The organism is Pseudonocardia halophobica, from assembly GCF_027922425.1.
Lineage (GTDB): Bacteria > Actinomycetota > Actinomycetes > Mycobacteriales > Pseudonocardiaceae > Pseudonocardia > Pseudonocardia halophobica.
In genome coordinates this window covers 104,612-114,803 of record NZ_BSFQ01000023.1, presented here as the reverse complement: position 1 = coordinate 114,803, position 10,192 = coordinate 104,612, and the positions used below count along the sequence as shown (strand labels likewise).

10 protein-coding genes are annotated in these 10,192 nt (G+C 72.5%); 4 read left to right on the top strand and 6 right to left on the bottom strand.

What is annotated here, in order from left to right; all coding sequences use genetic code 11:
- Positions 1 to 430 (bottom strand): AMP-binding protein (locus PKE99_RS23990; RefSeq protein WP_271214916.1); only part of this gene is annotated, 430 nt, incomplete at its 3' end.
- Positions 431 to 535: 105 nt separating this feature from the next.
- Between PKE99_RS23990 and PKE99_RS23985 the strand changes: the two genes are divergently transcribed.
- Entirely contained in the window at positions 536 to 1,264 is a 729-nt protein-coding gene (locus PKE99_RS23985) for a TetR/AcrR family transcriptional regulator (protein ID WP_051737872.1), read from the top strand.
- Between the two features lie 36 nt (positions 1,265 to 1,300).
- Here the strand turns inward: PKE99_RS23985 and PKE99_RS23980 are convergent, their stop codons facing one another.
- Both PKE99_RS23980 and PKE99_RS23975 read right to left on the bottom strand, forming a co-directional pair.
- A complete protein-coding gene (locus PKE99_RS23980) occupies positions 1,301 to 2,653 on the bottom strand; it encodes an MFS transporter (protein ID WP_051737873.1) in 1,353 nt (450 codons plus the stop codon).
- A gap of 103 nt (positions 2,654 to 2,756) precedes the next feature.
- The gene (locus PKE99_RS23975; protein WP_051737874.1) at positions 2,757 to 3,602 is read right to left on the bottom strand and encodes a LuxR C-terminal-related transcriptional regulator; all 846 of its coding nucleotides are present in this window, start codon (positions 3,600 to 3,602) and stop codon (positions 2,757 to 2,759) included.
- Positions 3,603 to 4,072: 470 nt separating this feature from the next.
- On the opposite strand from PKE99_RS23975, the gene PKE99_RS23970 reads away from it, so the two are divergent.
- From PKE99_RS23970 to PKE99_RS23960, 3 genes are read left to right on the top strand one after another with little or no spacing between them, the layout of a single operon-like run.
- Positions 4,073 to 6,421, top strand: coding sequence for a molybdopterin cofactor-binding domain-containing protein (locus PKE99_RS23970; RefSeq protein WP_037049654.1), 2,349 nt, complete (start codon positions 4,073 to 4,075; stop codon positions 6,419 to 6,421).
- A 10-nt stretch (positions 6,422 to 6,431) separates the two neighbouring features.
- Complete coding sequence (locus tag PKE99_RS23965; RefSeq protein ID WP_037049656.1) at positions 6,432 to 6,902, top strand: (2Fe-2S)-binding protein; 471 nt, start codon at positions 6,432 to 6,434, stop codon at positions 6,900 to 6,902.
- An 8-nt stretch (positions 6,903 to 6,910) separates the two neighbouring features.
- On the top strand, positions 6,911 to 7,189 hold the full coding sequence (locus PKE99_RS23960) for a hypothetical protein (protein ID WP_037049658.1): 279 nt from the start codon (positions 6,911 to 6,913) through the stop codon (positions 7,187 to 7,189).
- An 87-nt stretch (positions 7,190 to 7,276) separates the two neighbouring features.
- Here the strand turns inward: PKE99_RS23960 and PKE99_RS23955 are convergent, their stop codons facing one another.
- The 3 genes from PKE99_RS23955 to PKE99_RS23945 form a co-directional block, all read right to left on the bottom strand.
- Entirely contained in the window at positions 7,277 to 7,762 is a 486-nt protein-coding gene (locus PKE99_RS23955; protein WP_037049659.1) for an SRPBCC family protein, read from the bottom strand.
- 100 nt (positions 7,763 to 7,862) lie between these two features.
- Complete coding sequence (locus tag PKE99_RS23950; RefSeq protein WP_037049661.1) at positions 7,863 to 8,609, bottom strand: IclR family transcriptional regulator; 747 nt, start codon at positions 8,607 to 8,609, stop codon at positions 7,863 to 7,865.
- Complete coding sequence (locus PKE99_RS23945; RefSeq protein ID WP_037049663.1) at positions 8,606 to 10,069, bottom strand: APC family permease; 1,464 nt, start codon at positions 10,067 to 10,069, stop codon at positions 8,606 to 8,608. The genes PKE99_RS23950 and PKE99_RS23945 overlap by 4 nt, the downstream gene beginning before the upstream one ends.
- Between the last annotated feature and the right edge of the window lie 123 nt (positions 10,070 to 10,192).

Here is a 10,192-nt window from a genome sequence, read left to right as displayed (position 1 = left end):
CCTCCTCGATCATCGCCGCGTAGTTCGAGGTCTTGAACTCCCGCGCCGCCACCAACAGCGAGATCCCCGCCTGCCTGAGCACATACTCCAACTCGTGCGTCCGATACGACGGGTTGATGTTCACCAGGATCGCACCGAGCTTCGCCGTCGCGTACTGCAACAACGTCCACTCCGCCATGTTCGGCGCCCAAATCCCCACCCGGTCGCCCTTGACGACCCCTGCGTCGAGCAGGCCCAGGGCCAGCGCGTCGACGTCGGCGCGGAACTCTCCGTAGGTCCACCGGCGGCCGCTCGGCACGTCGACGAGCGCTTCGCGATCGGGGTCCGCCGCGACGGTCCGGTCGAGGTTGTCGCCGATCGTGTCGCCCAGCAGCGGGACGTCCGAGGTCCCGGAGGCGTACGACGGCAGCGCGGGGATGGCGGGGGTCATGTGGGCTCCTCGTGGCAACGGCGCCAGGGCGATGACGCAACTTAACTGACCGCCCGTACGGTCAGCAATAGGGCTCACGGCCCGACCTGTCCCTATAGTGGGCGGATGCCAGGACGGAGCCCGCGGGCGAGCTCCCGGGACGCGATCCTGCGCGTCTTCGCCGAGCACGTCGCCGACCGCGGCTACGCGGACACCAGCCTCGGCGACGTCGCCGCGGAGCTGAACCTGAGCAAGGGCACGATCGTCCACCACTTCGGCAACAAGGAAGCCCTGCTGCGCGAGGTGCACGTCGCCTACTTCTCGCGGCGCTTCGCCGAGGCGGACTTCGTCCATGCCCACCTCGAGGACCCGGTGAGCCGGCTCGTCGCGATGATCTACGCGCTGCTCGCGGCGCACCGGGACGACCGCGCCGCCAGCCTGGCCTGCCTGCGCGAGCTCGTGCGCTACTTCGACGGCGACCTCACCGACTACGTCCGCAAGCAGCGGGTGCGCTACACCGAGATCGTGGTCGACATCCTGCGGGCCGGGGCGGAGCGGGGACTCCTGCACACCCCGGACCCGCAGATGACGGCCCTGCAGGTCTTCGGTATGTGCAACTACGCCTGGACCTGGTACCGGCCGGACGGACCGCGGACCGTCGAGGACATCGCCCGGCTCTTCGCGCACAACGTCCTCGCCGGGCTGGTGCCGCGGTCCGAGGCCGACCGGGAGCTCGACGAGCTGATCACCGCGGCGATCCGGACCGTGCGGGAGGCCCCCGGCCGCAGCGCCGCCGACGGACCGGCCGAGCCCGCCGACGGGGACCTCGCCGAGCCCGTGCCGACCGTGCCCTGACGGGCGCTCCCCGGGGCCGGCACGGGCCCGACGTGGTCAGGCCGTCGCCGCGGCCTGGGTGCCGCCGACCTCGTCCACGTGGCCGAGGTCGCGGCGGCTGGTCTCCCGGAGGGCGTAGGTGCAGGCGAGGCTGAGCACCGCGGTCACCGCCAGCATCACGCCGATCGCGATGCTGCCGAACGACGCCGCGAGCCCCGGCGCCAGCAGCGGAGGCACCGCACCACCCAGCACGCCGGCCAGGTTGTAGCCCAGCCCGGCGCCCGTGTAGCGGTGCCTGGTCACGAACAGTTCGGGCACGAAGGAGCCGGCCGGGCCGTACGACACCGCGAAGACGACCAGCGTGACGGTCAGCCCGATCGCGAACGCCACCGCGGTCCCGGTGTCCAGCAGCGGGAACAGCACCAGCGCCCAGACCACGCCCGCGGCGCACGACGTCATGATCACCCGCCGGCGGCCGAACCGGTCCGACACGATCCCGGACACCGCGATCGCGACGGCGAAGAACACCGACGCCCCGATCCCGATGCCGAGGACCACGGGCCGGCTCAGCCCCGCGCCCTGCGGGTTGGTGCCGTAGCTGGTCAGGTAGGCCGTGCCCATGTAGAAGAACGCGAACAGCATGGTCAGCGACCCGGCCGCCAGGAGTACCTCACGCGGCTGCGCGCGCAGCACCTCGAAGAACGGCACCCGCGAGCTCGACGTCGCCGGGGCGTCCTGCACCGCCCGGAAGGCCGGGGTCTCCTCGATCGTCGACCGGATGTAGAAGCCGATGGCCACCAGGACGATGCTGACCAGGAACGGGATCCGCCAGCCGTAGTTCAGGAACGCCTCGTCGCCGTCGCCCAGGACCAGGCCGGTCACCAGGAAGGTCGCGCTCGACAGCGCGAAGGCGAAGGCCGGGCCGAGCTGCGGGAAGATGCCGTAGAGCCCGCGCTTGTTCGGCGGCGCGTACTCCGCCGTCAACAGCGCCGCGCCCGCCCACTCGCCGCCGACCGCCAGGCCCTGCGCGAACCGCAGCACCACGAGCAGGATCGGCGCGACGACCCCGATGGTCGACGCGTCGGGCAGCAGCCCGATGAGCATGGTCGAGATGCCCATGAGCAGCAGCGTGCTGATCAGGGTGCGCTTGCGGCCGATGCGGTCCCCGTAGTGCCCGAAGAGGACCGCGCCGAGCGGGCGGGCGACGAACGCGACCGCGAAGGTGGCGAAGGACGCGACCGTGCCGGCCGTCGCCCCGAGCGCCGGGAAGAACACCTTCGGAAAGACCAGCGCCGCGGCCGTGCCGTAGATGAAGAAGTCGTAGAACTCGATCGTCGTTCCGACACAGCTCGCGGTCGCGACCCGCCACATGGGGGTCTGCCGGCGAGGGTGCGGTGCGGACGTGGACATCGTCGTCCTCCTGCGGATCCGGTTCGGGAGATTCCGCACAGGGTGTCCGGCTCGAATGTGATCGGCTACTCACGAAAGGGGGTAGCGCGGGACGGACCGCCCGTCAGAACAGGCCCGCCGCGCGTCCCACGTGGACGGCGGCGGTCCGGTTGCGCACCTTCAGCTTCCGCATCGCCGACCGCAGGTAGGCCTTCACCGTCTGCACGCTCAGGGTGAGCTGGTCGGCGATCTCGGAGTTGCTGGCCCCGACCGCCACGAGCCGGAGGACGTCGGTCTCCCGGCGGGTGAGCTTCTCGGGGCCCTCGGCCGTCGGGTCGCCCGCCGGTTCGGGTGCGGCGGGGGCACCGCTGAACTCGCGGTGGATGCGGGCCAGGCGTTCGCGGAGCCGGGCGTCGGAGGTGGCGGCGATGATGTCGGCCAGCTCGACGAGCGCCCGGCGGGTGCCGTCGCCGGCCCCGTCGTCGACGGGCGGGAGGCCGGCCGTCGGCGTGCCCCGGAGATCCACCTGCAGCTGCGAGGCGACGAGGCCGGCCTGCCGCAGCGTGCGGTCGCCGATCGGGTCGCCGGAGCGGACCGCGCCGTAGAGGACGCTGCGGACCTCGCCGTCGACCCGGACGGGGAAGGCGAAGATCGACGTCAGCTTCTCCTCGGCGACCATCGTGTCGTAGTCGTGGGTGATCGCGCGGGCCGCGGCGTAGTCGTCCACCCGGCACGGCACCCCGCGCTCGAGGGCGGTCCCGCCCAGCCCGCGCCCGCGCCGGATGACGAGCCCGGACAGGGCGTCGCTGATCGTCCCGACCTGGGCGGTGATGGCGAACCGCCCGTCGCGCCCGCCGCCGGGGACCGTGCCCCCGAAGACCACGGGGAGCCCGGTGGCGCGCTGCAGTTCGAGCAGGCGCGTGCGGACGGCACGCTCGGCGGAGCGGTGGGCGGTGTCGACGCTGACCACGGCCTGGTCCTCTCGGATCGGGTCGGGCGGCGGAGCCCCGGCCGGGTGGCCGTCGCTCCCCGAACACGACGGAGACGGCGGCGAAGTGTCCACAGATCGTGTCCGGTTCGTCAACTCTGCGTGGCACGACCGACGGCCGGGGGTGCGGCGAACCCCCTGCTCTACCCACTTTCGGCGGTGGCCGACGCGCCGGTTGCCGGGGTTGACCGGAACGAGTGACCACGTCCGGTTCCCCACGGGTGGAGGGGCCTCCCCGTCGCTCGCTGTCGAGCACGGCGTCCACTCGACTGGCCCGGTCGAGTGACACCCGTCCGGATCCGCAGAGGCGAGGTCACGGACCGCACCGGACCCGAGCCGTCCCTCCCCTGCCGGATGCGACCGAAGTCCCCGGTTGGTCGTTGCTGCGGCAAGTCCCCCGGACGGCGTCTTCCCGCGCCCGACGGGGCAGGCCCCCGATGAAGAGGACCACCATGGCCAACCACCGCTTCGCTCCCCCGAAGGCCAAGGAACCGGGTACCGGACTGCGCGCCCCCGTCGGGCGCCGCAAGTTCCTCGGCTACCTCGTCGCCGCGCCGACCCTGGTGGTCGCCGCCGAGTTCACCCGCCAGACCGTGTTCGACGGGCCGTCGGCCTCCGCGGCGCCCATCCCCTCCGTGCCGCAGACCCCCGAGGCCTACGACCTGCTCGACCTGCTGCGCGACGCCTCCCGGCCGACCGCGAACCTCATCCGCATCGAGGTCAACAAGGACGGCACCGTCTCGTTCGCGCTCCCCCGCTCGGACAACGGGCAGGGGATCGTCACCTCGACGCAGATGATCATCGCCGAGGAGATGGGCCTCGAGGTCGACCAGGTCCACGTCACGCTGGCCGACGCCCGCCCGGAGCTGCTGTTCAACCAGATCACCGGCGGCTCGAGCACCACCTTCACGACCTACACGCCGATCCGTGTGGCGGCCGCCCTGGCCCAGATGCGGCTGCTCGACGCGGCCGCGCAGGTGCTGCAGCAGGACGTGCGCACGCTGACCGCGCGCAGCGGCCTCATCACCGGTGCCGCCGGTCGCGTGCTGTCCTACGGCGACCTGACCGAGGCCGCGGCCAGCCCGGTGAACGAGCAGGTCGAGGTGGTCCTGAAGCCCCGCGAGGACTTCCGGATCATCGGGAAGCCGCACAACAAGACCGACGCCCGGGACATCGTCACCGGCAAGAAGTGCTTCGCCACCGACCTGCAGATCCCCGACGCGCTGCCGACGGTCATCTGCCGGGCGCCCGACCTCAACGGCACCCCGGACGACGTCGAGAACATCGACGAGGTCCGGAACATGCCGGGCGTCACGGACGTCGAGGTGGTCTCCACCGGCGTCGCGGTGCGCGCGAAGACCTTCGGGCAGGCCATCGACGGCGTCCGCGCCCTGCGCGTGCAGTGGAACGACGGCACCGTCCACGGCGAGAGCGACGAGACCATCCTCGCGAAGCTGAAGGCCGCCGAGCTGCCGCTGGCCGTGCCGGCCGGGGTCGGCGAGACCGTCGAGCACTCGTTCACGTTCTACTTCAAGTCCAACAGCTCCCTGGAGACCAACTCCGCGATCGCCGACGTCCGCTCGGACAGCGCGGAGATCTGGGGCGCGATGAAGAACCCGGTCACGGCGCAGGCCGCGATCGCGAAGAAGCTGGGGCTGCCGCAGAGCGCGGTGACCGTGCACGTCACCCAGGGCGGCGGGTCCTTCGGCCGCAAGCTGTTCTGGGACGCCGCGCTGGAGGCCGCCGAGGTCTCGCAGACGATGGGCAAGCCCGTCAAGCTGATGTGGACCCGGGCCGACGACTCCCGTCAGGGCCGCGTGCACCCGATGGCGACCTCGCGGATCCGCGCCTCGGTCACCAAGGACTCGGTGCTCAGCTACGAGCAGCGGCACACCAGCGTGTCCACCGACTTCACGCACGGCCTCGGCGACGCGATCACCGCCACCGGCGCCCGGGCCCCGCTCGGCAACCTCACCTTCGCCGAGTCGATCTTCGAGCTGACCCAGGTGACGCCGTACGACTACGGCGTGTCCACCCGGCTGCTCAACGAGGTCGAGATGGGCTTCAACACGTCGTCGATGCGCAACGTGTACTCGCCCGACGTGGCCACCGCCCGTGAGCTCGTCACCGACCAGCTCGCCGCGAAGGTCGGCCAGGACCCCTACGAGTTCCGCCGCCAGTTCCTGCGCAACGACCGGATGCGCGCCGTGCTCGACGCCGTGGCCAAGGAAGGCCGCTGGGGCCGGTCGATGAAGGACGGCACCGCCCAGGGCATCGGCTTCCACACCGAGTACAAGGGCGTGTCCGCGGCCCTCGTCGAGATCGACACCCGCCCCGACACGGTCAACCGGAAGATCCGCGAGGGCGTCACCGGTCCCCGCGTCACCCGGGTGACCTTCGCGGTGGAGATCGGCCTCGTGATCAACCCGCGCGGGCTCGAGGCGCAGATCATGGGCGGGATCAACGACGCCATCGCCCTGATCCTCAGCTCCAGCCTGCACCTGACCGACGGGCACTTCGTCGAGGCCAGTTGGGACAACTACTTCTACACCCGGCAGTGGAACACCCCGCCCGAGATGAACATCATCATCCTGGACTCGCCGGGCGACGAGCCGGGCGGCGCCGGGGAGTTCGGGCTCGCCGCGACCTGCGGCGCCATCGCCTGCGCCTACGCCCGGGCGACCGGGAAGGTGCCGGAGTACTTCCCGATCAACCACAAGGACCCGTTCCCCTTCGAGCCCAAGCCGCTCGTGCCCCCGATCCCCGAGTCGCCGACCGACGGCCTCCGCTACACCTACTGAGGAGACCCGCATGCCCACGCACACGTTCACGCTCAACGGCGAGAAGGTCACCGTGGACGTCGAGGACGACGTCCGCCTGCTCTGGGTGATCCGCGACATGCTCGGCGTCACCGGTCCCAAGTACGGCTGCGGGATCAACGTCTGCAAGGCCTGCACCTGCCACATCAACGGCAAGGCCTTCAACCCCTGCTCGGTCCCGGTCGGCGCGATCGACGAGAAGGACGAGATCACGACGATCGAGGGCCTGGCCAAGGGCGACGAGCTGCACCCGATGCAGCAGGCCTGGATCGACCGCGACGTCCCGCAGTGCGGCTACTGCCAGCCCGGCCAGATCATGGCCGCCGTCGCCAAGGTCCGCCAGTGCCAGCGCGAGGGCCGCGACGTCGACGACGAGGCCATCGAGGAGATCCGCAACATCTGCCGTTGCGGCACCTACAACCGCATCCGCGAGGCCATCAAGGCCGGCGCGGACAACATGTGAGGCCGGTAATGAAGAAGCGCATCATCTGCACCCTCGCCCTCGGCGGCGCCCTCCTGCCGATCGGCACCGCCGGCACCGCCTTCGCGGCCGAGGCCCCGGCCGGTGACCTCGCCCAGGGCGCCAGCGCCACCCAGGCCACCGCCGAGACCGCCGCCACCTCGTTCCTCGACGCCGCGAACGGCAACGGCCCCACCGGCGCCGACGGCCTGGAGACCGAGTTCCCCGACCCCAGCTTCAACTACCTCGACGGCCCCGCCGGCGGCCTGCTCAACGGCCCCTTCGACTGACCCACCCGCGTACGCGTCTGCCCCGAGGCCCTGCCATCCGGCCTCGGGGCACTCGCATGTCGGGGCCCGCCCGTCGCGACTCGACCGTCAGCGCGCCTCGACGGCGCCGGCGAGCTTCTCGAGGGTGCCGGCGAGCTGCTCCGGGCTCACCATCGGGCAGAACGCCTCGAACTTCGGGTCGGTCACGCCGGACCAGTCGTAGGTCTCGGTGACCTCGGTGTCGTCGCCGGCCTCGCGGAGGCGGTAGGTGTACGTGTGTCCGCCGGTCGTGATCCCCGCGAGCTTCTCGGCCACCTCGCCGCAGTCGGGGTCCAGCCGGGGCGCCCAGCCCACGACCGCGTCCGGTTCGAACTCGGTGACCGTGTTGAGGGAGCGGTAGTCGCCGAGGCCGTCGATGTGCATGTTCATCGCGAACACCTGCCCGGTCGCCGTGATCGGGCCGCTCTCGGTGCCGCGCAGCATCCCGGAGCCGTCGATCGCGCTGTGCCGGCCCGGGTCCGCGAGGACCGCGAAGACGCGCGCGGCCGGGGCGTGGACCACCCTCCTGGCCTCCATCTGCGTGACGTCACTCATGCCGCACCTCCCTGTGCCTGCGGGGCCCCGCAAGGTACTCGCGCCGACGGCCGCCGCCCCGGCATCCGGGCTACGTACAAGACGACCCTTGCCAAGCCCGTCAGGCCAGCAGCGGCGCCAGGCGGGCGGCGTGGTCGCGCAGGAGCTTGATGATCTCCTCGTTGGGTTCGGCGATGCGGGCGGTGGGTCCGGCGAGGGCGATCCCCGCGACGAGCCGGCCGTCCCGCGGCCCGCGGATCGGCACGGCGATGCAGCCTCGGTCCTCCCGGAACTCCCCGCACTGCCGGGCCAGGCCGTCCCGCGCCACCGCCTTCAACGTCCGGTCGAGCTCCGACTCCGAGGTCACCGTGCGGGCGGTGAACGGCCGGACGTCCCGGACCAACGCGCGCCAGTCCGCCTGCTCGGCAAGCAGCAACCGGCCCAGCGCGAACGCGTAGGGGAAGCGCGCCAGCTGGCTCGCGTCCGGGGCGGGGTGGTCGGGATCGGGGTCGATCAGCGAGATCTGCCCGGCCGCGAACCAGGCGACGTGCACCGCCCACCGGGTCTGCGCCCGCATGTGGTCGACGACGGCCCGGGCCGCCGTGTTGAGGACGGTCGTCGCGGGCAGCGCGAGCCGGGCCGCGCGACGGCCGAGCGCGAACCCGCTCAGGTCGGGCAACCGGACCAGGTACTCCTCGGCGACCAGCAGGTTGAGGATCCGGTAGGTCGTGGCCTGCGGCATGGCGAGCGACTCGGAGATCTCCTTGGCCGTGACGCCGGGGCCGGCGGCGACGACCTCCTCGAGCACGTGCAACGCGCTCCGGACGGCCTTCGGCTGCCGTCCCGACAGCGGGATGGGTCCGGTCATGCCGCGCCGCGGTCAGGGATGAGGACGTCCGCGGTGGTGGTCTCGTCGTACACCCCGATGCCGGCGAGCGCCGCCGGCCGCTTCAGGCGGACGACCAGGTAGCCGGCCGCGCCGAGCACCGCGAGCCCGGCGAGCAGGAGGCCCGACAGCGGCCGCGTGGCCACGAACGCCACGAGCACGACCAGCAGGATCGGCACGATCACCGCGCTGACCGCGACCGCGGGCCAGGTCAGCTCGCCGATCCGGTGCAGGAACACCGGGGCCGCCGCGCACACCAGCAGGTAGGCGAGCAGGAATCCGCAGGCCGCGAGGGTCAGCACCGTGACCAGCACCGTCGGGAGGGGGACACCGACGGCGAGCAGCACCACCGGTACCCCGGTCGTCACGGGCACGGACGCGAGGACCGCGAGGTGCGGGGTCCGGAACCGGCGATGGGTGCGGCCGAACGCCTGCGGGGCCACCCCGTCCCGGGAGAGCGAGAACAGCACCCGGGCCAGCGCCGTCGCCGTCGCCAGGCCGCAGGCCACGAAGGACATGACCAGCCCGAGGTCGAGCAGCACCGGCAGCCATCCCCAGCCCTTGGCCGCGGCGAGCGCGACGACCGGCTCGGCCTGGCCCGCCAGGCCGCCGGGGGTGGCGGAGAAGCCGAAGACCTGGACCTGGGCGGCGAAGACGTAGAGCACCCCGGCGACCGCGGCGGTCAGCCCGACGGCCCGCGGCACGCTGCGGAAGGGCTTGCGCACCTCCGTGCCGAGCGAGGTCGCGATCTCGAACCCGATGAAGGCGGCCAGGGCCGGCAGCACCCCGGCGACGATCCCGCCGAACCCCGGCGGTGGCATCGCCGTGGCCTCGGCGGGCCCCGCGCCGCCCGCCGCCCCGCCGGCCGGTCCGCCGGCGAGCAGCAGCGAGAACACGATCAGCATCAGGGTGATCGAGATGCTCTCGGCCAGCAGCACGACCCGTGCGGAGAGCCGGGCGCCGCGCAGCACCAGCACTCCGGTGCCGAGCCCGATCACGGCCATCACGACCGCGGCGCCGAGGCGACCGCCGCCCACGCCCCACAGGTCGAGCAGCGCCTGGAGGTAGAGGGTGGCGCCGACGAGGGCGCCGGCGGCCAGCAGCCCGTACCCGAGCAGCGAGGCGAGCGCGCTGGCGTAGGCGGCGGCGGGGGTCAGCCCCTTCGCCGTCAGGCTGTACAGCCCCCCGGACGCGGCCATGCGCCGGGTGAACCGGGCGATGCAGCCCGCGACCAGCAGCGCGAGCACCGTCGCGATGGCGAACGACCACACCGTGCCGTGCCCGGCGGAGACGGCGACGATCGCCGGCGTCGCGGCCATCGCGGCCGACGGCGCGGCCCCCGAGACCGACTGGGCGAACACCTCGAGCGGCCCCAGCCGGCGTCGCTCCAGCCCCTCGACCGGTGACCGGCTGCGCAACCGCAAGCGCGCCTCATCGCGCATCCGACGCCCCTCTCCCACGCACGGCCCCGAGCGTAGGTGGGGAATGTTAGCCACAGCCTGCACCGCCATGACCAGCATCGACCCCTCGAATGAGAACCGCGGCTGCGTCCCCGGGTTCGAATG

Bases quoted from the DNA above. Each gene is read 5' to 3' on its own strand.
- PKE99_RS23965 (WP_037049656.1), top strand. From the start codon at position 6,432: ATGCCCACGCACACGTTCACGCTCAACGGCGAGAAGGTCACCGTGGAC.
- PKE99_RS23945 (WP_037049663.1), bottom strand. From the start codon at position 10,069: ATGCGCGATGAGGCGCGCTTGCGGTTGCGCAGCCGGTCACCGGTCGAG.
- PKE99_RS23960 (WP_037049658.1), top strand. From the start codon at position 6,911: ATGAAGAAGCGCATCATCTGCACCCTCGCCCTCGGCGGCGCCCTCCTG.
- PKE99_RS23980 (WP_051737873.1), bottom strand. From the start codon at position 2,653: ATGTCCACGTCCGCACCGCACCCTCGCCGGCAGACCCCCATGTGGCGG.
- PKE99_RS23985 (WP_051737872.1), top strand. From the start codon at position 536: ATGCCAGGACGGAGCCCGCGGGCGAGCTCCCGGGACGCGATCCTGCGC.
- PKE99_RS23955 (WP_037049659.1), bottom strand. From the start codon at position 7,762: ATGAGTGACGTCACGCAGATGGAGGCCAGGAGGGTGGTCCACGCCCCG.
- PKE99_RS23950 (WP_037049661.1), bottom strand. From the start codon at position 8,609: ATGACCGGACCCATCCCGCTGTCGGGACGGCAGCCGAAGGCCGTCCGG.
- PKE99_RS23970 (WP_037049654.1), top strand. From the start codon at position 4,073: ATGGCCAACCACCGCTTCGCTCCCCCGAAGGCCAAGGAACCGGGTACC.